Source organism: Moraxella cuniculi DSM 21768 (assembly GCF_900156515.1).
GTDB lineage: Bacteria > Pseudomonadota > Gammaproteobacteria > Pseudomonadales > Moraxellaceae > Moraxella > Moraxella cuniculi.
Genome location: NZ_FTNU01000001.1, coordinates 17,784 through 42,303 on the forward strand (window position 1 = coordinate 17,784; position 24,520 = coordinate 42,303).

A 24,520-nucleotide genomic window follows, 5' to 3' on the forward strand; every position below is an offset into this window, starting at 1 on the left:
ATATTTTATGAGCAAATTTACTCGCACTGACACAAGCCGCGTTATCAAAGCACCAACAGGCACAACCTTGACTTGCAAAAGCTGGCTGACCGAAGCACCGTTTCGCATGATTCAAAACAACCTGCACCCAGATGTTGCCGAAAATCCACAAAGCCTTGTGGTTTATGGTGGCATTGGGCGAGCGGCTCGCAACTGGGAGTGTTATGATAAGATTCTTGAGACGCTAAAGACGCTTGAGGATAATCAGACATTGTTGGTGCAGTCGGGCAAGCCTGTGGGCGTGTTTAATACGCACGAAAATGCACCACGAGTGCTGATTGCCAACTCAAACCTTGTGCCAAAATGGGCAACTTGGGAGCATTTTAATGAGCTTGACCGCAAAGATTTGTTCATGTACGGACAAATGACCGCGGGCAGCTGGATTTATATTGGCACGCAAGGGATTGTCCAAGGTACTTATGAAACCTTTGCCGAGGCAGGTCGTCAGCACTTTGGCAATGGTGTGGATAAATCCACCAACAACTGGAAAGGTCGCTGGATTTTGACAGCAGGCTTGGGTGGTATGGGTGGTGCTCAGCCACTGGCGGCGACCTTTGCAGGGGCGGTAAGTCTAAATATTGAGTGTCAGCAATCAAGCATTGATTTCCGCCTGCGTACTGGCTATGTGGATAAGCAAGCGGATAATTTGGATCATGCCTATGAGCTGATTAAAAAACATACTGCCAAAGGTGAAGCGGTGTCAATTGCCTTGCTTGGCAATGCTGCCGAGATTTTGCCAGAGATTGTCAAGCGAGCCAAAACCGCCACGGCTGACACGGCGTATCTGAAGCCTGATTTTGTTACTGACCAAACTTCGGCTCATGATTTGATCAACGGCTATCTGCCAATCGGTTGGACGGTAGATGAGTGGAAAGCGGCACAGGCTGACCCTGCTTTGCACGAACGCCTCACCAAAGACGCTGCCAAATCTTGTGCCGTGCATGTGCAGGCAATGCTTGATTTGCAGGCGATGGGCGTACCAGCAACCGATTATGGTAACAATATCCGCCAAGTTGCCTTTGATGAAGGGGTGAAAAATGCCTTTGATTTTCCGGGATTTGTGCCTGCGTATATCCGCCCCTTGTTTTGTCAAGGCAAAGGGCCGTTTCGCTGGGTGGCGTTGTCTGGCGACCCTGAGGACATTTATAAGACCGACCAAAAAATCAAAGAACTGTTCCCTGATAATGCCCATGTACACAACTGGCTAGATATGGCAAAAGACCGCATTCATTTTCAGGGCTTGCCTGCTCGCATTTGCTGGCTTGGGCTTGGTGAGCGTGATAAGGCGGGCTTGGCGTTTAATGAAATGGTCAAAAATGGCGAGCTAAAAGGCCCCATTGTCATCGGTCGAGATCATCTGGATACAGGCTCTGTTGCCAGCCCCAACCGCGAAACCGAAAGCATGAAAGATGGCTCGGACGCTGTGTCAGACTGGGCATTGTTAAATGGTATGCTCAATGTCGCAGGCGGGGCAACTTGGGTGAGCCTGCATCACGGCGGCGGTGTCGGCATGGGCTACAGTCAGCATTCGGGCATGGTTATCGTAGCGGACGGTACTGACGCTGCCGCCAAACGCCTTGCCAATGTGCTGGTAAATGACTGTGGCAGCGGTGTGATGCGTCATGCTGATGCAGGTTATGAGCTTGCCATCGAGACGGCAAAAAACTTTGGGCTAAATTTGCCGATGATTAAATGATGTATCTGTTTGGCATTGCTTAACCAAAGCAGTTGCCAAAGTATAAGCGTGATAGATGTGCCTTGCTGTTTGACTGATGATGATTTTGCTGTTTGTGGCAACTCGGTTTAAACAGCAAGGCGGATAAGCAGTACAATATCCAAGCTGTCTGCTTGATTGTATCATCTATCACGCCGCCTTTTGCTTGGCGTGTTTTAAGGATAAAACGATGACACAACACAACAAATCTACCCAGCTTGCCCTTTGGCAGATGATTGTCTTTAGCCTTGTGGGAATCGTGATGTTTTTTGTGCCATTTACTATTGGTAACAAACGCACGATTGCTTTTGACCATGCGGCAAGCTATCTGGTGAATGAACAAAAACCACTGGCGATTGTGCTGCTGTTTGCTTTGATGATTTATGGTGTGGCAAAGCCATTTGTTACAGGTAGTTATAAGCATAACTTAACAAATAAGATTTTGACCGCCCTTAAGGTGGCAGGCTTGATATTGGCGGTGCTTTATATCACAGGTCTGGCACCAGAGCTCATCATGCAAAAAGACATGATGCCGTTTTTGTTTGATAAATTGGCTTTGCCTGTTGGTATGATTGTTCCAATTGGGGCGATGATGTTGGCATTTTTGCTTGGCTTTGGCTTGCTTGAGCTGATGGGTGTGCTGATGCAACCTGTGATGCGACCGATTTGGAAAACTCCCGGTGCTTCAGCGATTGATGCGGTAGCTTCATTTGTCGGCAGCTATTCGGTGGCATTGTTAATTACCAATCGCGTGTATTTGCAAGGTCAATATTCCACCAAAGAGGCGGTGATTATCGCCACAGGATTTTCTACCGTTTCGACAGCTTTTATGGTGATTATCGCCAAAACGCTTAATCTGATGGATTTTTGGAATTTGTATTTTTGGTCGTGCTTGGTGATTACTTTTTTGGTAACGGCGATAACCGCACGCTTGCCGCCCATTGCTACGATGGATAACAGTAAGCCAATTGCCGATGTTACTGCACAGGGTCAAAGCCGCCTAAAACTTGCTTTTGACACTGGTATTAATACTGCCAAAGCCAGTGATGGTTTGCTAAAGGTTCTGTGGACAAATCTCAAAGATGGTATTGAAATGGCAGCGGCAATTGTACCGTCCATCATTGCCATCGGTCTGCTTGGGCTGCTTTTTGCCAAGTATACGCCTGTGTTTGATGTATTGGGCATGGCATTGTATCCTTTTACTTATTTGGGTGGGCTACCTCAGCCGATGGTGGTTGCCAAGGGCTTGTCGGCAGGGCTTGCCGAGGTGTTTTTGCCTGCATTGTTGCTTGCCGATAGCGATATTTTAACCAGATTTGTAACGGCAATCGTGCCAGTGAGTTCAATCATCTTTTTCTCGGCGATGATACCTTGTGTGCTTGCGACCAATATCCCCTTGTCCGTGCCAAAAATGATTTTGATTTGGTTTATCCGTACGGCATTAAGCATTGTGCTTGCGTGTGCTTTTGCCCAGTTGGCTTTGGCATTGGGCTGGTTGGCTTAGGCTGAATGAAGACGGTCGCGATATTTTGGCTTATCGCACTGGATTTGTGCGGTACAAAAATAACAAGCAAAAAAAGCAAGACCCAAATTTAGGTCTTGCTTATCAAATCACCAAACTACCTATTGCTAGGGCGTTTGGGTGATTAGTTGGCTTTTAGCCAATCTTTTAGGCTGGTGATGACCGCTTCATTGTTGCTGATTAATGATTGAGCCAGTTGTTTTAGGCTGTCATCTTTGCCGTATTTGAGTTGTTGTTCTGCCAAATCAACCACTGCTTCATGGTTGGCAAGTAGGTTTTTGGCAAATATCTTATCGGCACTGATGGCTGCTTCGGCATTGTCCGCTGTACCCATCAGATCTTCGTGCAGCTCGATAAGTTCTTTGTTGAATTCTTCTTTTTCGGCAAATGCTTCGCTGGCATCTTGATTGTTTGCCAAATAATCGCCCAAAGTTTTGCTGATTGTAGCATTATCGGCGATTTTTTGGGCAATGCCAGTCAATAGTGGATCGGTGCCATTTTTTAGTTGTAGATTTGCCATGGCAATCGCACTGTCAATCTGTGGTTGCACGCTCTGGGCAAACATACGATCGGCACTGTTGCTGGCTTCGGCGGTTAGGCTTTTGTCCAAAGATTCAGCAACGATTTTCATGTATTCTGTCAGCACTGGATCTTGAGCGGTATCAGCTGCTGGTTGTGTTGTTGGAGCGGCGGCAGTTTCGGTTGTGGTGGCTGCGGCGGTATCGGTTGTTTTGGCTTGTTCTGGTGCTTTTTGTTGATTGCAAGCGGTTAGCATCAATGGCAAAATGGCAGCTGCTAGAAGAATTTTTTTCATAAAACCCCCAGTTGGTTATTAAGTGAATGATAATCAGAACTGCAATCAGTCCTGATTCTATGGAGAATAGCAATCATAAGTTTTTCATTATACCCAAAAATAAGCCGAATGCAACTTGATGGCAACTGGCAGGGTATGAGTTTTGTAGTTAATATGTCTTGAAATTATACTATTTTGTTGCTATAGTCATTTTTTGATATGATGCTTGGGCTATTTGCAGTTAATTGAGCGACAGGCTTGCATCACCACGATTTTATTTGTTGTTTGATAATATGGAAACATTTGACCAGATTTTAGGAGCGTTATCATGAAGCCAACCTTGACAATCATACCAAGTCAGCTAAGTTTTAAGCAGTTACGCCAAATTTATACCAAGCCAGCCATCATTCGCTTGTCCGAAGGCAGCTATGCGGCGATCGAACAATCACATCAAGCAGTGCAAGAGATTATCAAACGCGACAAGGCGGCGTACGGCATCAATACAGGCTTTGGGCTGCTGGCAAAAACGCGTATTGCCAATGATGAGCTTGAGCTTTTGCAACGCAATCTTATCCTAAGCCATTCGGTTGGCACAGGCGAGCTGTTGCCTGATGAAGTGGTGCGACTGATTGTGGTAATGAAAATCTCAAGCCTAGCTCAGGGCTATTCGGGCGTGCGTGCTTGCGTGATTGATGCACTGATTAATCTTATCAATCATGACATCATGCCGTGCATTCCTGCCAAAGGTTCGGTGGGGGCATCGGGTGATTTGGCACCGCTATCGCACATGACTTTGGCAATCTTGGGCGAAGGACAAGTGCGAGTGCATGGCGAGCTTGTGCCAGCCAAACAGGCATTGGCACAGGCAGGGCTTGAGCCGATTACGCTGGCTGCCAAAGAAGGCTTGGCACTGATTAATGGCACACAGGCATCAACGGCACTTGCGATTCGCGGCTTGTTTTTGGCACAAGATTTGTTGGCAGCAGCAACCATTACAGGCAGTATGTCAATTGATGCTGCCAAAGGCTCGGACGCACCATTTGATGCACGCATTCATAAGGTGCGTGGCCATCATGGACAAATCCAAATTGCCAAAGCACATCGCAGTTTGATTGATGGTAGTCAAATCCGTGAATCGCATAAGATTGACGATGATCGTGTCCAAGATCCTTATTGCTTGCGTTGCCAGCCGCAGGTGATGGGGGCGTGTCTTGATATCATCAATCAGGCAGGGGCAACCTTATTAAAAGAAGCCAACGCGGTAACTGACAATCCGTTGATTTTTGATAATGACGGCGAAGCAGTGGCAATCAGTGGTGGTAATTTTCATGCTGAGCCTGTGGCGTTTGCTGCTGATATGCTGGCACTTGCCATCAGTGAGATTGGCTCAATGAGCGAACGCCGCATTGCCTTGTTGATTGACAAAACCTTATCAGGTCTGCCTGCGTTTTTGGTGGAAAATGCTGGCACCAATTCAGGCTTTATGATTGCTCATGTTACGGCGGCGGCTTTGGTCAGTGAGAATAAATCACACGCACACCCAGCCAGTGTTGATAGCATTCCTACCAGTGCCAACCAAGAAGACCATGTGTCGATGGCAACTTATGCTGGTCGCCGCCTGTATGAGATGGCACATAACACCGCAGCGGTTGTCGGCATTGAATTATTGGCAGCGGCACAGGGAGTGGATTTTCATGCCAAAGAAGGTCTTAGTACCTCGCCGCTACTTGCCAAAACGCACCAGCTGCTGCGTCAAAAAGTGGCGTTTTATGACAAAGATCGCTATTTTGCCCCTGACATTGAAAATGCCAAAAACTTGGTGTTGTCAGGCGAGCTGCTTGCCCATTGGGACAATTTGCGTGATGAGTGGTATCTGGCAGAATAAGCACGCACGCCCAAGATCTTTTTTGGATTTTGGGTTGTGTTTTTAAGGATTTGTGATAGCATGGTGCCTTTGGGTCAATGTCAAAGGCACAGCATTAATGTTTGCACTTGGTCTATATAAATTTAGCCTATTAATGACCACGCCCAAAGACCGCTTTATTTGCCAATGATGGCTTGTAGGGCGGATTTGTATAATCATAACGGCCGAGAGGCTTAGGGTGGTAGCGATGTTTGTGAAAGGGGCGTTGGTTTCGGCAAGTCTAATCATGGCAATTGGCGGTCAAAATGCCTTTGTGCTAAAAAACGGACTGAAGAAAAACAATGTTTTTGCAGTCAGTTTGATTTGTTTTTTGTGTGATTTTTTGCTGATGACCATCGGTGTGCTGGGCTTGGGGTCAATATTGGCAACCAACAAATGGCTAAGTGGCGGATTGGCAATTTTTGGTGCGGCATTTTTGGGTGTTTATGGGTTTAATTCCTTTAAAAGCTCATTTGCTGGCAATGACGCATTGCTTATTGATGGTCAAAATCAAGTTTCTGACAAGCTAAAAACCACAGTGCTTGCCACTTTGGCGGTAACTTTATTAAATCCCCATGTGTATTTGGACACAGTGGTGATTGTTGGCGGTATCGCAGGGACGCTGGCATTTGAGCAGAAATTACAGTTTTTGGCAGGGGCGTTGCTTGCCTCATTTGTCTGGTTTTTTGGTTTGGGCTTTGGTGCCAGATTTTTGTTGCCTTTGTTCCAAAAACCAAAAGCATGGCGAATTTTGGAATTTGTTATCGGTTGCATTATGTGGTGGATTGCCTTTGGCTTGCTTGCTTTTGCCTATCGGTTATTCATCGGGCAGTGATGGTCAGCAATTTGCGAGGTTTAGATGTCAGCACAAATAATCAAAACAGCTTATAATCAAGCCATTTATACAGCACGCCAAGAAAATTATGAGCATAACACTGCCAGTTATTGGCAGCAGGCGATTGCTGAATATGAGCAGCAACCGATTACGCTTCTAGGCTTTGCCTGCGATCAGGGCGTGCAACGCAATCAAGGACGCATTGGTGCAAAGCACGCACCAGATGTGATTAAGGTCGCCTTTGGCAAACTGCCAATCTCCAGCAAGCTATGGCGTGCTTTTGGTGATGTGGTTTTGTCAGGTGGGCTGGTCGCTGACGCTGGCAATATTCAGTGTGCTGATGATGATAAGATTGCTGTGGATATTTTGGAGCAATGCCAGAGCCAGTATGCTGACGATATTTGCAAGATTATTTGCAGTGGCAGCTTACCAATTGCCATCGGTGGCGGGCATGAGATTGCCTTTGGCTCGTTTATGGGGCTTTATCGTGCATTGGCATTGTCGGGCAGTCAGGATAAATCCATTGGCATTATTAATCTTGATGCACATTTTGATCTGCGTTGTGATAAATATGCAACCAGTGGCACGCCATTTTTGCAGATTGCTGATTTTTTGGCTCAGCACAATCAGGCGTTTCATTATTTGGCGATTGGCATCAGTGAGTTTGGCAATACTGCCGCTTTGTTTGATAAGGCAGAGCGTTTGGGCGTGCATATCATTGATGAAAATGCCTGTCATGAGCTATCTTTTGACGAGATTAAGGCACGGATTGACGCATTCATCGATGGTGTGGATGTGCTGTATTTGACGCTGGATTTGGACTGTTTACAGGCTGGCTTTATGCCTGCGGTCAGTGCGGTCAATGCCAAGGGGCTTGATGTGCATTTTGTTGAAAAATGCTTAATTCATGTTATCAAAAGTGGCAAAGTAAAAATAATAGACATTGCTGAATTTAATCCCAATTATGACATTGACGGACGGGGTGCAAAGGTAGCAGCACGATTATTGGCTCAGATGGCACAGGCGTTTTTGTTAGAAAAAATCAAATAAAACTTAATCAAAAATAAACCATTATCCATGACAATAGACAAGACAGCATAGGGAGCATTTATGAGATTTGACACCTTGATTATCAATGCCAACCTTGCCACGATGAATGAAGAGTTTGGCTTTGGTCGTGGTACGGCTTATGGAGCGGTAGCGAATGCAGCTTTGGGCATTGTTGATGGCAAGATTGCATGGATTGGCAGTATGGCAGAGCTATCCACACACCATGCAGACGAGAGGATAGATGCCTGTGGTGGCTGGCTGACCCCTGCATTGCTTGATTGTCATACGCATTTGGTCTATGCGGGCAATCGCAGTGATGAGTTTGAGATGCGACTAACTGGCGTGGATTATACAACCATTGCCAAAAATGGCGGCGGTATTTTATCAACGGTGCGTGCGACACGGCAGGCGAGTTTTGAACAGCTGTATGAGCAAAGTCTGCCCAGATTTTTGGCACTGGTTAATCAGGGCGTGGCGACCATCGAGATCAAATCAGGCTATGGCTTGGACTTAGACAGCGAACGAAAAATGCTCCAAGTCGCCAAAAAACTTGGCGAGGATTATGGCATCAGCGTACAAAAAACCTACCTTGCTGCCCATGCTCTGCCGCCAGAATACCAAGGCGATGCTGATGCTTATATTGAAAAAGTCTGCCAATGGCTGCCGATTTTGCACGCAGAAGGGCTGGTGGATGCGGTTGATGCTTTTTGTGAAAAAATTGCCTTTACCATTGAGCAAGTGGCACGAGTATTTAAGGTGGCACAGTCCTTGAATCTGCCTGTCAAGCTGCACGCCGAACAATTGTCCGACATGGGTGGCAGTGGCTTGGTGGCAAGTTTTCGGGGGTTGTCTGCTGACCATATTGAGTATTTATCCAGTGGCGATATTGTCAAAATGGCGGCGGCTGATACGGTTGCAGTGTTGTTGCCGACCGCCTTTTATTGCCTGCGTGAAACCAAAGTGCCACCGATTGATGAGCTGCGTAGCCATGCGGTAAAAATGGCGGTATCAACTGACTGCAATCCCGGCACATCGCCATCGGTATCGCTTATGCTTGCTATGAATATGGCTTGCACACTGTTTCGCCTAACCCCAGAGGAGGCGTTGGCTGGCACAACCATTCATGCTGCCTGTGCGTTGGGGCTACCAAATAAAGGTAAATTGGCGGTTGGCTGTGATGCTGATTTGGCAATCTGGCAGATAGACAGACCTGCGGATTTGAGCTATTTGATTGGACAAAATGTACTCAAACAGCTCATTATTGCAGGCAAATCACGCCACTGATGGTTAATGCTTAAGATAATAAAGAGCAGCTTATGGCTTTTGGGTTTTTTGTAGCCATCGCCATGGTTGCAATGCACCCAATGCCATACCAATCAGCCCAAGAAGCAAAGTGGCATCAATCATCTCGCCAAGCAGTGGCACGGCAAGCAGGCTGGCAATAAATGGTGCCAAATTGGCAATGCTGCCTGCCTGAAATACACCGATTTGTGCTACGGCTTTGGCATAGCTAATTGTGGCAATAATCACCACAAAAATACTATGAAACAGCCCTTGTATGACCAAATGCACTGGTTGATTGTTGGCAAAATTTGGTTCTACAAATAGCACATAGGCAGGAATGTATAAAATGGCAGACCATATCGCCACGCCACTCATGATGTGCCATGCAGAAAAATTCCATTGCCGTAATAAGACAGAAAATAGCCCCCAGCAAGCACCGCTTAAAATAAAAAACACATCACCGATGCCAAAGCGAGCATTGTCAGCAATCATCATCACCGCCATCAGCAGCAAGGTCGCCACAATAATCCCAAGACCGATGCCTGTGTGCTTGTCAATGCCTTGTTTTAGCACAACATAGCCTATCAGTGCGGCAAACAGCGGAAAAGTGCCATTTAAAAACACCACGCCGTGTGCCACAGGGGCATAAAAAAATCCACTATAAACCAAAGTGCAATAGCCAATACTGCCAACCAGTGCCAAAATCAGCATTCGCCAGTCAAACAAAAACCGATAATCTTTTTTTAGCCACAAAATCGGTATCAGTACCAAGGCTGCTATGCCAAACCGCAACAGCAACACATCCCAAACTTGGATTTGCCAGTAGGCGTTCATGCGAGCAAGCAGCCCAAAACTGCCCCAAATGCACATGGTGATAATGGTGAATAAATAGCCTTGTTGGGTGGTGCTTAGATGACGAAAGAATTTCATGGTAAGCAGTTGGTAAAAAGCAGAGTGCTTATTATATCACAAGCAAATTGGCGTACAAAACAAGCGTGCCATGAGAACTGTTTATAAAATTGGCAAAATTATGTTACAAAAATGACCAATGGGTCAAATTTGCCATTGTTTGGCGAAAATTTGCTTGTAATGGTTTACAAACTTGTCTGAAATGTGTATTGTATAGCTGTTGTTTGTTTTTAATTAAAAGAGGAAATTATGAAAATATTAGTTGCGGTAAAACGCGTTGTCGATCACAATGTCAAGGTGCGTGTTAAGGCGGACGAGTCAGGCGTGGAGCTTGCCAATGCCAAAATGTCCGTCAATCCTTTTTGTGAGATTGCCATTGAAGAAGCGGTACGCCTAAAAGAAAAAGGCATTGCCAGCGAAATTATTGCTGTATCAATTGGCACAAGTCAGGCAGCAGAGCAGATTCGCTCGGCATTGGCATTGGGGGCGGATCGTGGTATTTTGGTAGAAACTGACGAAAAAGCCCACCCACTGCAAGTTGCCAAAATCCTAAAAGCGGTTGCACAGGCAGAAGATGCCAAAATCGTTTTGCTTGGCAAGCAGGCGATTGATGATGATAACAACCAGACAGGACAAATGCTGGCTGCACTGATGGGTGTTGGTCAGGGTACTTTTGCCTCCCAAGTTGAAGTTGAGGGTGATGCAGTTAAGGTTACTCGTGAGATTGACGGTGGTTTGCAAACGGTAGCTTTGCCATTGCCTGCGGTGATTACCACCGATTTGCGTTTGAATGAGCCTCGTTTCCCAAAACTGCCAAACATCATGGCTGCCAAGAAAAAACCACTGGAAAACAAAACTCCAGCAGATTTTGGCGTTGATATGACCTCAAAATTACAAACACTCAAGGTTACAGCACCAAAAGAGCGTTCGGCAGGTGTTAAGGTGGCATCAGTTGATGAGCTGATTGACAAGCTAAAAAATGAAGCACGCGTGATTTAATTAACAGATAATAAGGATAATTAAGATGACAATTTTAGTCTATGCAGAACACGACAACCAAGAATTAAAATCAGCAACGCTATCAACGGTTGCAGCAGCAAGCAAAATCGGTGGCGAGGTACATGTATTGGTGGCAGGCTCTGGCTGTCAGGCGGTTGCAGAGCAAGCTGCCAAGATTGCAGGCGTGAGCAAAGTTTTGCTGGCAGATAATGTCGCCTATGCCAATCAACTTGCCGAAAATGTCGCTTTGTTGGTCAAGGAGCTGGCGGCAAGTTATAGTCATATTCTTGCTGCTGCAACCACCACAGGCAAGAATTTTTTGCCACGCGTGGCGGCGTTGCTTGATGTGAGTATGGTGTCAGATATTACAGCGGTCATTGATGCCAATACTTTTGAGCGTCCGATTTATGCAGGCAATGCCATCGCAACTGTCAAATCCAGCGAGAGCATCATTGTGGTATCGGTGCGTGCAACGGCATTTGACCCTGTTGAATCAACAGGTGCAGCAGCGATAGAGAGCGTGCCGCTTACGCTTGATGCTGGCAAATCAAGTTTTGTCAAAGAAGAGCTTGCGGTATCTGATCGTCCTGAGCTTACTTCGGCAAATATCGTGGTATCAGGCGGTCGTGCATTGGCAAGTGGTGAGAATTTTGCCAAATATATCGAGCCATTGGCGGATAAATTGGGTGCGGCAGTCGGTGCAAGCCGTGCGGCAGTTGATGCAGGTTTTGTGCCAAATGATATGCAGGTTGGTCAAACAGGCAAAATCGTTGCACCAAACTTGTATATTGCTGTTGGTATCTCTGGAGCGATTCAGCATCTGGCAGGTATGAAAGATTCTAAGACCATCGTGGCAATCAACAATGACCCAGAAGCACCGATTGCTGCGGTTGCTGATTATTTCTTGGAAGGGGATTTGTTCAGCGTGGTGCCAGAGCTCACTGACAAGCTATAATATCGACAAAAACGCACTCAATTGGGTGCGTTTTTTTTGGGTGTATTGATAGGGCTTGCTAATTATAATGCCCAAGCCAACCATTAAAAGCAAGGTTAATGTTGGGCAAATTGTCGCTGTCTTAGCATTTCATAAAAACAAACCGAGCCTGCAACCCCGACATTGAGGCTTTCTTGACCGTTTGGTTGGGGTAGGGCGATGGCGGTGGCAGTGCGTAAGAATATCTCGGATACGCCTTGACCTTCATGTCCCAGCACCCATGCGATTGGTTGCGTTAAGTTGTGCTGATAGATGACTTTGTCAGTATGGCTGCTGGTGGCGTATAGCGGTATTTTGACTTTTTGTAGAATGGCTTCATAATCGACTTGCTCAAAGATTGCCAAAGAAAAATGAGCCCCCATGCCAGCACGCAAGCACTTGGGCGACCAAAGATGGGCGGTGCCTGTAGTGCTGATGATGGTGCTGATGCCGACAGCGGATGCGGTGCGAAGCAAAGTGCCAATATTACCCAAGTCCTGCAACCCGTCCAAAATCAGACAATCGCTGGTGATAACACCCAGTGCAGGCGTTGGTATCTCGACAATTGCCATGATATCAACACCTGTACCTAGGCTACGAATTTGTTTATAAACAGCGTCTGTGGCAAGGATAATCGACTGAGCAATCTGCTCAATTAGCCCAGCAACTTCAGGGTGGCTGAGTGCAGATTGACCGATGATGATTTGCTTTATTGTGAAGTTTTGCTTAATTGCTGCTTCTATTAAATGCACACCCTCAAGCACGGTCTGACCGCTTTTTTTGCGTATGCGATGCTGCGTAAGCAAGGCGGCGGCGTGCTTAATGGTTGGGTTGGCAAGCGAGCTGATTGGGGTCATGCCACTGTTCCATCTGCCAGTATGCCTGCTTTGGCGTGCAATTGTCTGACATATTCAACCTCTTGTGTCGCCCCCAGTACAACTGGAATCCGCTGATGAATATGCGTTGGTTGAATCTGCATGATTCGTTGAACGCCGTCTGTGCTGGCACCACCTGCTTGCTCAATGACAAAGCTCATCGGATTGGCCTCATACATGAGCCGTAATTTGCCTGCCTTGCCTGCAATCTTGGTATCAAATGGATACATAAACACGCCGCCACGAATCAAAATCCGATGCACATCAGCAATCATTGCTGCCACCCAGCGAGTGTTATAATCTTTATTGCGTATGCCTGTATCACCTGCAACCAATTCATCAATATATTGCTTGATGGGTGCAAGCCAATAGCGATGGTTAGAGGCATTGATGGCGTACTCGGCTGTGGTTGGGCTGATGCGTACATTGTCGTTAATCAGCAGATAGGTTTGGGTATTTGGATCAAAGCTAAACATTGCCACGCCATTGCCCAAGGTCAGTGCAAGCATGGTGGAAGTACCATAAATAAAATACCCTGCCGCCAGCTGATTTTCGCCAGATTGTAAAAAATCTGCCTCAGTTGCTATCTCGCCTACGCGATGATACGGCAAAATAGAAAAAATCGTACCAACGGTCATGTTGATATCGATATTGCTTGAACCGTCCAAAGGGTCAAAGGTGATAAGTACAGTGCCGTCTTGGTTGGCAGGGCTGATTTCATCAAGTTCTTCGGAGGCGACGCCTGCACAGTTTGGGTTGCGAGTCAATGCCCCAAGCAGCAAATCATTTGAGATGACATCAAGTTTTTTTTGGGCTTCGCCTTGCACATTTTCGCCACCTGCATCACCATGAATGCCAGCCAATGCACCTTTGGCAAGCAAGTGGCTGATGGAAATGCTGGCGGTTGCCAAGGTGGTGATGGTGCTGGCAACGGCGGCATTGGCGTGGTTTTGCAGATACTGAGCAAGTGTTATCATGATTTATCCTTATCATTAAAATTGGTAGGCTGGGTTGATATTAAGTTTGTTAAAAATAGCAAACAAAATCACCACCAAAAACAATATCAGGGCTAAGGCTTATGGTGGTGTCAATCACGAGCCAATCGTGTGATAATGCCATATTTTAGCATGATTTTATCAAGAAAACTTGCAAAATTGGCACTGTTTTTGTGGGGAAAAATTTGCTAAAATGACTTAATTTATTTTTTTGACCGCCAGTTGGCAATTTGGCAAAAACCATTGGCAAAGCAAGTTTTGTATTATTTCAGGTTTTGATCTAAGGAATTTACATGAATAATGTTCAGGCACGCCTCAATGCACAGCTGGCACAACCGCAGCTGGCACCCAATGATGGCATTCGGCATTTTTTGGGCGTGGAGGGTTTGTCGTGTCGCCAGCTTGAGAGCATTATTGACAAGGCGATGGGTTATTTTGATGCCAAGGGCAGGCTGATAAATACCGATGAGCTGGCTGGTTGTACGGTGATGAACTTGTTTTTTGAGAATTCAACACGCACTCGCACGACTTTTGAGGCTGCCCAAAAACGACTGGGGGCAAATGTATTAAACCTTGATATTGCTCGCTCATCAACCAATAAGGGTGAGACTTTGCGTGATACACTGTGGAATTTGCAGGCAATGAGTGCTGATATGTTTGTGGTGCGGCACAGTGCCTCTGGTGCGGCACATTTTATGGCGACGCAGGTAACGCCAAATGTTGCCATTATTAACGCAGGTGATGGTTGGCACGCTCACCCAACGCAGGCAATGCTTGATATGCTCACCATCTATCGCGAGGCGAATAAACCATTTCACCAGCTGTCCGTTGCAATCATTGGTGATATTAAGCACAGTCGTGTGGCACGCTCGGACATAGCAGCACTACAGACTTTGGGCGTGGCGGATTTGCGTGTGATTGCCCCAAAGACCTTGTTGCCAAAAGGTATTGAGCGTTATGGCGTGCGTGTTTTTGAGGATATTGACAAGGGCTTGGCAGGTGTGGATGTGATTATCGGACTGCGTATCCAAAATGAACGCATTGGCTCACCGCTTTTGCCATCAACCAGTGAATATTTTAAGATGTATGGCATTACCGAGAGTCGTGTTCGCCTTGCCAATCCTTCGGCACTCATCATGCACCCAGGTCCTATGAACCGTGGCGTCGAGATTGCGTCTGCGGTGGCAGATGGGCCGCAATCGGTGATTTTAAAGCAAGTGAATAACGGCATCGCTGTCCGCATGGCGGTGATGGCGATGGCATTGGCAGGGCAAAAAGCCAGCAGAGCCAATTTGACCAATTAAGCTGCCAGCCTTAAGCGGTTTGTTCATTTTGCTGATAGCAACTGGCTGTGGTGATCGCCATCGTGCATTTTGCTTGGGTTTGCTGGTGGTAGAATGATACCAGTGATGATTGGGATTTTGCCAAATGCTCGCTTGGCTTATGGACTTGACAACCATCGGTTGATGCTTGATAAATTTTGCTCATGATAAGGATAAATATAAATGACTGTCTCAACAAAACAACACGCCTCTTTGACAAATTTATTGCCCAGCGATTGGCAATTTGACCAAAACCAGCTAGAAGGCGTGGACACGCAGGGCAAATGGCTAATACCGCCAATCGTGGATTTGTGTGCAAGATTAAGAGAGCCGGGGCATCAGTCGCATGGCACATTGGCAAGCGAAGGGCAGGCCGCCAGAGCAAATGGTATTTTGCACATTGTGCTGCCGCCTGATACCGACCCTGTGCTAGAAAATGGCTCTTTATTAAAGGGCTTGCGTGAAAAGGCGTTGAATGATGGCGGCGTGCATTTGCATATCTTGGGGGCGATGACAGCAGGTCTAAAGGGTGAGCAGCCTGCCAATTTGGCTGGATTAAAGCAAGGCGGAGCGATTGCTGTTAGTAATGCTGGGGCAGGTTTTGCTAACGATTTGGCATTATTACGCTGCTTGGAATATGCGGCGACTTTTGGCATTAAGGTATTTTTTTATCCTGACGAGCCAAGCCTGTCGCGTGGCGGTGTGGCACATGAGGGCTATATCGCTTCATTTCATGGGCTGCAAGGGATACCGTGGCTTGCCGAGACCATTGCGTTGTCCAAGCAAATTCTGATGGCAGAAGAGACAGGGGTAAGCGTGCATTTTAGCCAGATTACCTGTCGTACTTCGGTGGAGCTGATTCGCTGGGCAAAGCAAAAAGGGCTGCCGATTACTTGCGATGTTGCCATGCACCAGCTGCACCTGACCGATGATAATATTGAGGGCTATAATGCCAATGCCTATGTGTTACCACCACTTCGCAGCAATACCGACCAAAAAGCATTGATTGCAGGTTTGCAAGATGGGACGATTGATGCGATTTGTAGCCATCATGAGCCATTATCAATGAGTGCCAAGCAAGCACCGTTTGCCGAAAGCACAGCAGGCATTAGTAATTTTGATACCTTTGTGTCTTTGGGTTGTCAGTTGGTGGCTGATGGCGTGCTAACTGCCGAGCAATTGATTGAAAAAATCTGCCTAAATCCTGCCAAGATTGCAGGCATTGATAACTATCATGCCATCGGTGGTGCGGTGCTGCTTGACCCAGAGGCGAATTGGACAGTGTCGGCAGAGACCATGCTGTCTGCAGGCAAAAACACGCCTTTTATGGGGCAGGTATTAACTGGCAAAGTTTGCCGTGTGTTTTTTGATTAATCATGATGCAAGCGATGACAAAGACACTGTATCTGTTCGTGCCTGCGGTGCGTCTTGATAGAGTATCAAAGGCGATTGCCACAGGTGTTGATAAGGTCATCATCGATCTGGAAGATACGGTTGCAGACAATGCCAAAGATTCGGTGCGTCAAGCGTTGCTGGATTTTGATAAGCAGACGACGCATCGTTATTGGTTGCGGATTAATGCTTATGATACGGCAGCTTACCAAGCCGATATCGCCTGCGTGAATGAGCTGGTGCAGCTGGATGGTTTGTTGTTGCCAAAATGCCAATCTGCCGAACAGGTGACACAGGTATATCAGCAGAGCCAAAAACCCATCATCGCTATGATTGAGACAGCGGCAGGGCTTGCCAATCTTGTGCAGATTGCACAGGCGACAGGTGTGCAGGCATTGAGCTTTGGTTGTTTGGATTTGGCACAGTCATTAGGGGTGCGTCCAGATTCGGCTGCTTATGCGACCTTGCTTGACAAAGTTCGCACGGATTTGTTGGTATATTCAGCGGTTTATGGATTGCAGCCACCGATTGAGACCATTTTTGCCGATTTTGCCAATGAGCAGGCTTTTGCCGACCGTGTGGCGTATTGGCGTGATTTTGGTTTTGCTGGGCAATTGCTGATTCACCCAAAGCAAGTGGCGATTGCACGGCGTGTACTGGCAGATGAACAGGATTGGGCATTTGCCGAGGCGATTTATCAAAGGTATGAACAAACGGGTGAAATTGCTTTTGCCATTGACGGCAAGATGGTGGATTTGCCCTTAATACAGTGGGCAAGGCGACTGCTTGACAAGTAGTTTGGGCGGTTTCGATTCATCTTTTGCGGTAAATTTCCCACCACTGATCCAACTTCCCTACACCATGTGCCAGTGGTAAATGCTGATTGTCATCACCACTTGGGGTTTGATGGCGATAAAGCCAATCTTTCGCTGGCTGATTGTCTGCCGTGATAGCTTTTTAATAAAATCTGACCGTATTCAAATCGCCAAATGCTTACTTTGTAGGCTTGGTTTTTGATGTTAATTTATGCGTTTGCCATACCGTCATGTTGATGGCGGCTTTGGCAAGATGGTACTAAGCACGCTCACTGATGATGGCGATGGCGTGATTAATGTCTGGCAAATTGTGCAAAACCATAAACAGTCTATCAATGCCCAGTGCTATCCCACTGCAGGCGGGCAAATCATCGCACGCATTAAGTAGGTTGTAATCAATGGGCATGGTGGGCAGATTTAGCTTGGCTCGTAGTGCATTGTCAGCTTGAAATCTCGCCAACAGCTCGTTTTTATTGGCAAGCTCATCATAGGCATTGGCAATCTCAATACCGTTGATATACAATTCAAATCGGCTTGCCACCAGATGCCCATTATTATCTGTGCTGATTTTGGCAAGGGCGGCAGTGGCAGGCGGATAGTCTGTGATAAGTGTCGGTGCCTCAAAGCCCAGCTTGGGCTCAACCAAATGGCTAAACAGTAAATCAAGCCAGCCTTGTCTATCTACACCCATATCCAGCCTGATTTTATGGTGCGTGGCACAGGACTTGAGTTCTGTCAGACTGGCGGAAAATGGGTGAATGGCGGCGTATTTTTCAAAAGCATCGGCGTAGCTTAGCTGTTGCAGCTTGATGGGGTGGTGAAATACCGCTGCCAGCAGCTCCTCTAGTTCGCAGGCTAGCATCGCCAAGTCAAATTTTGGCCGATACCATTCTAACATGGTGAATTCTATATTGTGCCGCCCCCCTTGTTCATTATCACGAAATACTTGGCAAATCTGATAAATTGGCACTTGGTAGCTCGCCAAAAGTCGCTTCATGGCAAACTCAGGCGAAGTGTGCAGATAGCCTGTGTGTTTTTTGCCATGGTGATGAAACAATGCCTGCACGGATTCGATATAAACATCGGTATTGCCAGCGTGCGACAAAATGGGCGTTGTTACCTCCAGTACATTTTTTGTCAGGAAAAAATGACGGATACTGCTGAGCAGTTGGGCTTTTTTTTGGGCATGAGCAAGACTTAGCGTCGGCATATAGGTGGTTGTCATAATGTTGGCTTTTGGGTTTGTTTTGATGATTAAAAAATCCATTCACGCCGCAGCGGATAGTTTTTGCGTAAGCGGTCAAAATCATCACCACGCACACCATGGTGATTGATTGCCTGTAGCTTGGCAAAATCAGCTTCAATGTCATAAAAATTCTTAAGAATTTCTAAATTAAATTTATTTAATAATTCATCAAAAAAATAAGGATTGGGGGGTAATAAAGGAGCAAGGGTTTGTTTGATTGGCAGTTCAAAATGCCGACAAAACGCTTGATAAATCATGTCCGTACCGCGAATTTTGCCCTCAAGTGTGTAGCCTGCAATGTGTGGCGTGGCAAGCGATACTTTTTTTAGCAATTCATCATCAATATGGGGTTCATTTTCAAATACATCTAATATAGCAGTTAAGTTTTTATTATTTATGGCAGCTAATAGGGCAGCTTGGTCAATCACCTCGCCACGGGCGGTATTGATAAGCAGGGCGTTGGGGCGAATACGTGCCAATTGTTCATGACTGATGAGCTTGGCAGTGGGGTGCGTGCCTGCGTGTGTCAGTGGTGTGTGAATGCTGATGACATCGGATTGTAGTAGCTGTTCAAAAGTGGCATTGTTGATGGCTGATGGTGCCAAAAATGGATCATACCCCAACACTTGCCAGCCGAGTTTGTTGGCATAATTTGCCAGTGTGCTGCCAATATTACCAAGTCCAATAATGCCAAGCTTGATTGGCGTGTGGCGTGCCTCTGGCAAGGTGCGTAAGATGGCAGTGATGACATATTGTGCAACAGAATGCTTGCTGCAGCCAGCGGCATTGGCGAAGCTGATGTTAAATTTTTGCAAAAAATCACCATCTACATGGTCTGTACCGATGGTTGCCGAGCCAACAAACTGCAAATTAAGGTGTGATATGTTGGCAAGGTTTTGTGCATTGATTGGCGTAACCGAACGAATGAGCAATGCATCAGCACGGTGCTGCTGTAGCACCTCGCCAGTAATATCGCGACCTGCCATCTTAATCAGGCGAACCTTGTGATGATTCAGATAGCTTTCTAGATGGCTGATATTTTCATCAGCAATGACGGTGATCATGATTTATCCTGTGGCTGCTCGGGATTGTTTTTTGTGATGGCATCGTGGTCTAGGATTGGCGCAGGGTCGGTATCGGCAAGCAACGCCTCTCCGTCAGCAACCACAAAACCACTGCGGCGACTGGCAAAAATCTCGCTTTTGTGCTGGCTTATCCACTCTCGCCAGACCGCCAAAGCAATGGCAAGCACAACAGGGCCGATAAATAGTCCCACAAAGCCAAATGCCGTCAAGCCGCCAAGCACACCAATAAAAATGATGATAAAAGGAATTTTGGTGGCACCGCTGATGACGATGGGGCGAATCAAATTATCCACCCAACTGATGACCAAAATACCCCAAACGGCCAAGCCAATCCCTTGCGTGGTAAAGCCTTGTGAAAGCAGCCAAAGCGAAACTGCACCCCAAGCAAAAGGCGTACCAAACGGAATCATCGCCACCACAAAGGTGATGAGCGTGAGCAAAATCGGACTGGGGGCACCAGCAACAGCATAGCCGATACCAGCCAGCAATGCTTGAGCCAGAGCGGTCAAGCCAATGCCATAAACCACCGCTTGCGTGGTGCTGGCGATGGCGTTGATATAGTGATCAATGCGATCGCCGATGATATTTCGCATGGCTTGGCGGATTTGCTTGACCAAACTTAACCCATCACGATAAAAGAAAAACACGGTCATCAATGCCATGCCGAGTTTGGCAAAGTTTTTCAATGCAGCATCAAAAGCGATTTTGCCATAGTGCAAATGCGACTGAATCCAGTTGCGTACAGCTGCCATTGAACTTTCTGGGTCTTTGTTAATCTCCCAGAGTATGTCTTTGATTTGCTGACCGATGACAGGTAGGTTTTTGATGTTTTCTGGCAAATCTACATAGCCTGCTTGCAGCCGTCTGACAGCCATACTATAAAAATTCACCACTTCATGCTGCAAATAAATAACACCGATAGCAAGCGGAATGCCAATAATCAGCGTGATGGAGACAGTCATGATTAATGCACTTAAAGTGGGGCTAAGTCGCACTTTTTGGTGAAAAAATTGATACAAGGGAAAGGTAACATAGGCCAAAATCGCTGCCCAAATCGCAGGTGAGATAAAAAAACGCACCACTTGCAGGCACAGAATTACCAAAACTGCCAACAAAATAAATGCCAACAGTCGCTGCAGGACAATTTCTTTGCTCCACTGCTCAATCATAACTTGCCACCGAAAAATTTATTGTATTTTGCCAAAAATACTGTCATCTTGCAAATGACAATTTGATGAATATTATCGCACCAAGCGATTAAGTGCATTGGCAAAGGCAATTTTATCTTTGTCGCCATAGCGTGCTTGCTTGCCCATTTGGTTGGGGTTTAGTAGACCTGTGGCACGCATTGTATCCATAAAATCACGGGCGTTTAATTTGGATTTGATGGTGTCGGCAATAAACTCTTCGCCATGTACGCTTAGTGCTTTGGCGGATTTTGCCAAGATAGCATCTGCCAGCACAATGTCATTGGTGATAACCAAATCGCCCTTGCTGACAGCGTTGATGATGTAATTATCCGCCACATCAAAGCCATGAGCAACAACGATATTCGCCAAAAAGGGCGAGGGCGGTAGCCTGATGGGGTGATTGGCGACAAATGTACTCATCACCTCACAACGCAAGGCGGTTTTGATAATTAATGTCTTGGCAATGGCAGGGGTGGCATCAGCATCAACAAAAATCTGCACAAAGCACCTAGCAATTGGACTGCTGTACGATGGATTCAATGTGCTGATGGTCGGTGATTGATTCGCTGATGATGGTCAAATGCCCAATCTTACGCCCAGCTCGCTCGCTTTTGTGATAGTGGTGAAAATTCACCCCATCGGTTGCCAAGATGTCATCAAGGTTTGGGTATTTGCCGATGATATTAAGCATGACAGAGGGTTTGATAATGCTGGTGTCACCAAGCGGCAATCCTACTACAGCACGAATGTGGTTTTCAAATTGGCTACAAGCCGCACCCTCAATGCTCCAATGTCCAGAATTATGCACGCGTGGGGCAATTTCGTTGGCGATCAGTTCTGATTTGCTGACAAATAACTCAAGCGTCAAGACGCCAACATAGTTAAGATGAGTTAAAATTCTCTCAATGCTTTTTTGGGCTTGTTTGTTTAAAATTTCGGCATCGGCAGCAGGAGCGATGCTTTTGGACAAAATGCCTTGCTGATGATGATTTTCGACCAAAGGATAGAAGCGAACATCGCCATTTTTGCTACGCACAGCGATGATGGAGACTTCCCGTTCAAAATCAATAAACCTTTCGGCAATCAGTGGTGCTGGAGTGCTTGTCAAGCCTCCCTCGCCTGTGGTTGCACTACCAAGCTGCCCCCAAGCAGCGGCAATATCATCGGTTGTTTTGATGACAAATTGCCCCTTACCATCATAGCCACCTCGAGAGGTTTTTAGCACCAATGGCAGACCAAGTTTATTGCATGAATCTTGTAGTTCTGCTAATGAATTAACCACACGATAAGGTACGGTGCCAATGTTTAGCTCGTCAAATAAGGCTTTTTCGATTAAGCGGTCTTGGGCGATTGCCAAGGCGTTTGGCGGTGGATAAATACCTTGTTTTTGCTGGCTTAATAATTCGGCAGTTTCTACAGGTGTGTTTTCAAATTCTAAGGTAAAAACATCGCAAGCGGCAATAAATGCCTCAAGCTGATGGCTTTTAAAAACCTGCCCATACAATCCTGCTGGCGGATTGTCCGCATCTTCCAAAAACACACAACGATGGCCAAGTTTTAAGGCGGCTTGAGCCAACATCATGCCCAATTGACCACCGCCTAAAATGCCAATGGTTTTGCTGTTTGTGTTGATAGCGGTGGTAGTCATAATTTATCCAAAATTTATCCAAAATAACAATGGGGCTATTATCGCATATTTTGCCATAAATTTCACGCCCAACATCAGTTGATGATGCCAGGGGTGGGGCTGTTTAACACAGTTTGGGTTTGTTGGCTGCGAAAATCGTGCAGTTTTTTGGCAAGGGTGCTGTCATGCAGTGCCAAAATCTGAATGGCAAGCAAGGCGGCATTGAATGCCCCTGCGGTGCCGATGGCCAGCGTGCCAACAGCGACACCTTTGGGCATTTGGACGATGGATAGCAAGCTGTCCCAACCACTTAGTGTGCTGGATTTGACAGGCACGCCAAGCACGGGTAGGGCGGTTTGGCTGGCACACATACCGGGCAGATGGGCAGCCCCGCCAGCCCCTGCGATGATGATTTGCAAGCCTTTTGCTTGGGCGGATTTTGCATAATCAAACAATTTGTCAGGTGTGCGATGAGCCGAGACCACTTCACATTCAAAAGCAACACCAAAGTCTGCCAGCAGCTGTGCCGCCTCGCTCATGGTTGCCCAATCAGATTGAGAGCCCATAATAATGCCAACTTTTGCAACGCCAGCAGGGGAGGAGATGGGTGCAGGCTGGGTAGTAGTCATGTTTTTCCCTTAAAATTTCAAATAAAACAATAAATAAGCCAAGCTGATAAATTAGCACATTTGCACAAAAATAGCAATTTATCCAGCAGACTGACCTAATTTTTGGCGTGTGATATTTGGTGGCTTGGCTAGTATCGTTTGTGGTTGATTGTTATCACGATACAAAATGGCACAATTTGGCGGTGATAAAATTGCACCGCCGCAGATGGTAGCCAAGAGATGTGCTTGCCAAAATTTGCCATAAGGAAGGTTAGCCACCTAAGTATTGGACAAATTTGTCATCGGATAATGTTGGGTTGTCGGTATCGAATTGATAAGCGGTCAAATGGCCTCCGCCCCCTGCAGAATAATCCGTGCAGACCACGCTGTCGGACAGTATCGTAGGCGTGCCTGTCAGCCAATAATGCCCGATAAAAGTTGGCTTAGTGTTATTTGCCCGAAATGGCGTTGTGATAACCATTGGCTGATTGTCGGCAGCTGGGTGCAGCATGGTGTTTGCACCCAGTTGGGCAGCGGCAGCCAATGGCAGTGTCTGCCAGTTTTCCAGCCACCATTTGACACGCGTGCGATGGCGTATGATTTGCCCATCGGTCAGCACCATGCCTGCGGGCAAAGCCACCTCAATGCCTTTTAGCAGATTTTCAATGGCGTGATATGGAGCAGAGTCTGCCGTACTGCTCGCTATCACAGTGCATGGATTGAGGCAGTTGTTGGCACTTAGGTGTGTCGTGAGCGTTTTTTGGGCATCGTTATCCCAGCAGGCATGCACAACTTGTAAATCTGGCAAATCAAGCCAAAGTGGCAACTCATACATTCGCTGCAGCCAATAAGTATGCGTCGCCGAGCCAAAGGGTGCTTCTGCCAAAAATGCTTGGTGCTGATGAGTGTTGCGGTCAGTGTGCGGACGACAATAACCGCCATCAGGGTGTGCTGTGGCGTAGGCGATGGCATTGTATTCATGGTTGCCCATCACAGCAAGGGCGACACCAGCATCAATCATGTCAAAGACGATTTGTAAAGTCTGCAATTGAGCAGGGCCTCTGTCAATAAAATCACCAACAAAAATCGCCTGATGATTGGCTGGTGGTTGATAGTATTGCCCTTGATGGCGATAGCCCAGTTTCTCAAGCAGTCCGATGAGTTTGTCAGCGTGTCCATGAATATCGCCGATGATGTCATAAATCATAATATATCCGCTACCAAGTCTAAGTGGTTAAATGATTATCCATGTGCCATTTGGGTAATTGGTTTGGGCATGATTGCCAAATTGGCTTTATTAATATAGCACAATTGCCAAAGTCTTGACAAAATTGGCTGGACTTT

General features: G+C 46.6%; 23 protein-coding genes. 11 read left to right on the top strand and 12 right to left on the bottom strand.

The window, feature by feature from the left end:
* Nucleotides 1-7 precede the first annotated feature (7 nt).
* The gene (gene hutU, locus BW928_RS00060) at nucleotides 8-1,735 is read left to right on the top strand and encodes a urocanate hydratase (RefSeq protein WP_076554116.1); all 1,728 of its coding nucleotides are present in this window, start codon (nucleotides 8-10) and stop codon (nucleotides 1,733-1,735) included.
* A 208-nt stretch (nucleotides 1,736-1,943) separates the two neighbouring features.
* The gene (locus BW928_RS00070; RefSeq protein WP_076554119.1) at nucleotides 1,944-3,257 is read left to right on the top strand and encodes a YjiH family protein; all 1,314 of its coding nucleotides are present in this window, start codon (nucleotides 1,944-1,946) and stop codon (nucleotides 3,255-3,257) included.
* 142 nt (nucleotides 3,258-3,399) lie between these two features.
* Here the strand turns inward: BW928_RS00070 and BW928_RS00075 are convergent, their stop codons facing one another.
* Nucleotides 3,400-4,089 (bottom strand): DUF305 domain-containing protein, encoded by a 690-nt coding sequence (locus tag BW928_RS00075; protein ID WP_076554121.1) that lies wholly within the window; start codon nucleotides 4,087-4,089, stop codon nucleotides 3,400-3,402.
* 307 nt (nucleotides 4,090-4,396) lie between these two features.
* On the opposite strand from BW928_RS00075, the gene hutH reads away from it, so the two are divergent.
* From hutH to hutI, 4 genes are all read left to right on the top strand, one after another.
* Nucleotides 4,397-5,953 (top strand): histidine ammonia-lyase, encoded by a 1,557-nt coding sequence (gene hutH, locus BW928_RS00080; RefSeq protein ID WP_076554122.1) that lies wholly within the window; start codon nucleotides 4,397-4,399, stop codon nucleotides 5,951-5,953.
* Nucleotides 5,954-6,179: 226 nt separating this feature from the next.
* Complete coding sequence (locus BW928_RS00085; protein WP_076554124.1) at nucleotides 6,180-6,806, top strand: LysE/ArgO family amino acid transporter; 627 nt, start codon at nucleotides 6,180-6,182, stop codon at nucleotides 6,804-6,806.
* A 24-nt stretch (nucleotides 6,807-6,830) separates the two neighbouring features.
* Nucleotides 6,831-7,856: a formimidoylglutamase gene (hutG, locus tag BW928_RS00090; protein ID WP_076554126.1), complete on the top strand. Its 1,026-nt coding sequence runs from the start codon at nucleotides 6,831-6,833 to the stop codon at nucleotides 7,854-7,856.
* 60 nt (nucleotides 7,857-7,916) lie between these two features.
* The gene (hutI, locus tag BW928_RS00095; RefSeq protein WP_076554128.1) at nucleotides 7,917-9,140 is read left to right on the top strand and encodes an imidazolonepropionase; all 1,224 of its coding nucleotides are present in this window, start codon (nucleotides 7,917-7,919) and stop codon (nucleotides 9,138-9,140) included.
* A 30-nt stretch (nucleotides 9,141-9,170) separates the two neighbouring features.
* Here hutI and BW928_RS00100 read toward each other — a convergent pair whose 3' ends face one another.
* Nucleotides 9,171-10,070, bottom strand: coding sequence for a DMT family transporter (locus BW928_RS00100; protein WP_076554129.1), 900 nt, complete (start codon nucleotides 10,068-10,070; stop codon nucleotides 9,171-9,173).
* Between the two features lie 228 nt (nucleotides 10,071-10,298).
* Here BW928_RS00100 and BW928_RS00105 point away from each other — a divergent pair, with 228 nt between their 5' ends.
* Together BW928_RS00105 and BW928_RS00110 are read left to right on the top strand one after the other, a co-directional pair.
* Nucleotides 10,299-11,048 (top strand): electron transfer flavoprotein subunit beta/FixA family protein, encoded by a 750-nt coding sequence (locus tag BW928_RS00105; RefSeq protein WP_076554131.1) that lies wholly within the window; start codon nucleotides 10,299-10,301, stop codon nucleotides 11,046-11,048.
* A gap of 25 nt (nucleotides 11,049-11,073) precedes the next feature.
* Complete coding sequence (locus BW928_RS00110) at nucleotides 11,074-12,003, top strand: electron transfer flavoprotein subunit alpha/FixB family protein (RefSeq protein WP_076554133.1); 930 nt, start codon at nucleotides 11,074-11,076, stop codon at nucleotides 12,001-12,003.
* Nucleotides 12,004-12,098: 95 nt separating this feature from the next.
* Here the strand turns inward: BW928_RS00110 and BW928_RS00115 are convergent, their stop codons facing one another.
* Together BW928_RS00115 and BW928_RS00120 are read right to left on the bottom strand one after the other, a co-directional pair.
* Nucleotides 12,099-12,878 (bottom strand): TrmH family RNA methyltransferase, encoded by a 780-nt coding sequence (locus BW928_RS00115; RefSeq protein ID WP_076554136.1) that lies wholly within the window; start codon nucleotides 12,876-12,878, stop codon nucleotides 12,099-12,101.
* Nucleotides 12,875-13,873 (bottom strand): class 1 fructose-bisphosphatase, encoded by a 999-nt coding sequence (locus BW928_RS00120; RefSeq protein ID WP_076554137.1) that lies wholly within the window; start codon nucleotides 13,871-13,873, stop codon nucleotides 12,875-12,877. The genes BW928_RS00115 and BW928_RS00120 overlap by 4 nt, the downstream gene beginning before the upstream one ends.
* Nucleotides 13,874-14,184: 311 nt before the next feature.
* Here BW928_RS00120 and BW928_RS00125 point away from each other — a divergent pair, with 311 nt between their 5' ends.
* Nucleotides 14,185-15,195, top strand: coding sequence for an aspartate carbamoyltransferase catalytic subunit (locus tag BW928_RS00125; RefSeq protein WP_076554139.1), 1,011 nt, complete (start codon nucleotides 14,185-14,187; stop codon nucleotides 15,193-15,195).
* 10 nt (nucleotides 15,196-15,205) lie between these two features.
* Here BW928_RS00125 and BW928_RS11555 read toward each other — a convergent pair whose 3' ends face one another.
* A complete protein-coding gene (locus BW928_RS11555) occupies nucleotides 15,206-15,379 on the bottom strand; it encodes a hypothetical protein (RefSeq protein WP_158078418.1) in 174 nt (57 codons plus the stop codon).
* A 47-nt stretch (nucleotides 15,380-15,426) separates the two neighbouring features.
* On the opposite strand from BW928_RS11555, the gene BW928_RS00130 reads away from it, so the two are divergent.
* Together BW928_RS00130 and BW928_RS00135 are read left to right on the top strand one after the other, a co-directional pair.
* Entirely contained in the window at nucleotides 15,427-16,587 is a 1,161-nt protein-coding gene (locus BW928_RS00130) for a dihydroorotase (RefSeq protein WP_076554474.1), read from the top strand.
* 14 nt (nucleotides 16,588-16,601) lie between these two features.
* Nucleotides 16,602-17,402 (top strand): HpcH/HpaI aldolase/citrate lyase family protein, encoded by an 801-nt coding sequence (locus BW928_RS00135; RefSeq protein WP_076554475.1) that lies wholly within the window; start codon nucleotides 16,602-16,604, stop codon nucleotides 17,400-17,402.
* Between the two features lie 277 nt (nucleotides 17,403-17,679).
* Here BW928_RS00135 and epmA read toward each other — a convergent pair whose 3' ends face one another.
* The 7 genes from epmA to BW928_RS00170 form a co-directional block, all read right to left on the bottom strand.
* Nucleotides 17,680-18,648 carry an EF-P lysine aminoacylase EpmA gene (gene epmA / locus BW928_RS00140; RefSeq protein ID WP_076554476.1) on the bottom strand — a complete coding sequence of 323 codons (969 nt, stop codon included), beginning with the start codon at nucleotides 18,646-18,648 and terminating at the stop codon, nucleotides 17,680-17,682.
* Between the two features lie 26 nt (nucleotides 18,649-18,674).
* Nucleotides 18,675-19,730 carry a 4-phosphoerythronate dehydrogenase gene (locus tag BW928_RS00145; protein WP_076554141.1) on the bottom strand — a complete coding sequence of 352 codons (1,056 nt, stop codon included), beginning with the start codon at nucleotides 19,728-19,730 and terminating at the stop codon, nucleotides 18,675-18,677.
* Complete coding sequence (locus tag BW928_RS00150; RefSeq protein WP_076554143.1) at nucleotides 19,727-20,920, bottom strand: AI-2E family transporter; 1,194 nt, start codon at nucleotides 20,918-20,920, stop codon at nucleotides 19,727-19,729. Before BW928_RS00150 ends, BW928_RS00145 begins: the two co-directional genes overlap by 4 nt.
* Before the next feature lie 72 nt (nucleotides 20,921-20,992).
* Entirely contained in the window at nucleotides 20,993-21,442 is a 450-nt protein-coding gene (locus BW928_RS00155; protein ID WP_076554145.1) for a YaiI/YqxD family protein, read from the bottom strand.
* Nucleotides 21,443-21,449: 7 nt separating this feature from the next.
* A complete protein-coding gene (locus tag BW928_RS00160) occupies nucleotides 21,450-22,589 on the bottom strand; it encodes a 5-(carboxyamino)imidazole ribonucleotide synthase (protein WP_076554147.1) in 1,140 nt (379 codons plus the stop codon).
* 74 nt (nucleotides 22,590-22,663) lie between these two features.
* Nucleotides 22,664-23,197, bottom strand: coding sequence for a 5-(carboxyamino)imidazole ribonucleotide mutase (gene purE, locus BW928_RS00165; protein ID WP_076554149.1), 534 nt, complete (start codon nucleotides 23,195-23,197; stop codon nucleotides 22,664-22,666).
* 250 nt (nucleotides 23,198-23,447) lie between these two features.
* Nucleotides 23,448-24,383: a metallophosphoesterase gene (locus BW928_RS00170; protein WP_076554151.1), complete on the bottom strand. Its 936-nt coding sequence runs from the start codon at nucleotides 24,381-24,383 to the stop codon at nucleotides 23,448-23,450.
* Between the last annotated feature and the right edge of the window lie 137 nt (nucleotides 24,384-24,520).

Excerpts from the sequence above, each read along its gene's own strand:
- hutU (WP_076554116.1), top strand. The coding sequence starts at position 8 with ATGAGCAAATTTACTCGCACTGACACAAGCCGCGTTATCAAAGCACCA.
- BW928_RS00070 (WP_076554119.1), top strand. The coding sequence starts at position 1,944 with ATGACACAACACAACAAATCTACCCAGCTTGCCCTTTGGCAGATGATT.
- BW928_RS00075 (WP_076554121.1), bottom strand. The coding sequence starts at position 4,089 with ATGAAAAAAATTCTTCTAGCAGCTGCCATTTTGCCATTGATGCTAACC.
- hutH (WP_076554122.1), top strand. The coding sequence starts at position 4,397 with ATGAAGCCAACCTTGACAATCATACCAAGTCAGCTAAGTTTTAAGCAG.
- BW928_RS00085 (WP_076554124.1), top strand. The coding sequence starts at position 6,180 with ATGTTTGTGAAAGGGGCGTTGGTTTCGGCAAGTCTAATCATGGCAATT.
- hutG (WP_076554126.1), top strand. The coding sequence starts at position 6,831 with ATGTCAGCACAAATAATCAAAACAGCTTATAATCAAGCCATTTATACA.
- hutI (WP_076554128.1), top strand. The coding sequence starts at position 7,917 with ATGAGATTTGACACCTTGATTATCAATGCCAACCTTGCCACGATGAAT.
- BW928_RS00100 (WP_076554129.1), bottom strand. The coding sequence starts at position 10,070 with ATGAAATTCTTTCGTCATCTAAGCACCACCCAACAAGGCTATTTATTC.
- BW928_RS00105 (WP_076554131.1), top strand. The coding sequence starts at position 10,299 with ATGAAAATATTAGTTGCGGTAAAACGCGTTGTCGATCACAATGTCAAG.
- BW928_RS00110 (WP_076554133.1), top strand. The coding sequence starts at position 11,074 with ATGACAATTTTAGTCTATGCAGAACACGACAACCAAGAATTAAAATCA.
- BW928_RS00115 (WP_076554136.1), bottom strand. The coding sequence starts at position 12,878 with ATGACCCCAATCAGCTCGCTTGCCAACCCAACCATTAAGCACGCCGCC.
- BW928_RS00120 (WP_076554137.1), bottom strand. The coding sequence starts at position 13,873 with ATGATAACACTTGCTCAGTATCTGCAAAACCACGCCAATGCCGCCGTT.
- BW928_RS00125 (WP_076554139.1), top strand. The coding sequence starts at position 14,185 with ATGAATAATGTTCAGGCACGCCTCAATGCACAGCTGGCACAACCGCAG.
- BW928_RS11555 (WP_158078418.1), bottom strand. The coding sequence starts at position 15,379 with ATGAGCAAAATTTATCAAGCATCAACCGATGGTTGTCAAGTCCATAAG.
- BW928_RS00135 (WP_076554475.1), top strand. The coding sequence starts at position 16,602 with ATGACAAAGACACTGTATCTGTTCGTGCCTGCGGTGCGTCTTGATAGA.
- BW928_RS00145 (WP_076554141.1), bottom strand. The coding sequence starts at position 19,730 with ATGATCACCGTCATTGCTGATGAAAATATCAGCCATCTAGAAAGCTAT.
- BW928_RS00150 (WP_076554143.1), bottom strand. The coding sequence starts at position 20,920 with ATGATTGAGCAGTGGAGCAAAGAAATTGTCCTGCAGCGACTGTTGGCA.
- BW928_RS00160 (WP_076554147.1), bottom strand. The coding sequence starts at position 22,589 with ATGACTACCACCGCTATCAACACAAACAGCAAAACCATTGGCATTTTA.
- purE (WP_076554149.1), bottom strand. The coding sequence starts at position 23,197 with ATGACTACTACCCAGCCTGCACCCATCTCCTCCCCTGCTGGCGTTGCA.
- BW928_RS00170 (WP_076554151.1), bottom strand. The coding sequence starts at position 24,383 with ATGATTTATGACATCATCGGCGATATTCATGGACACGCTGACAAACTC.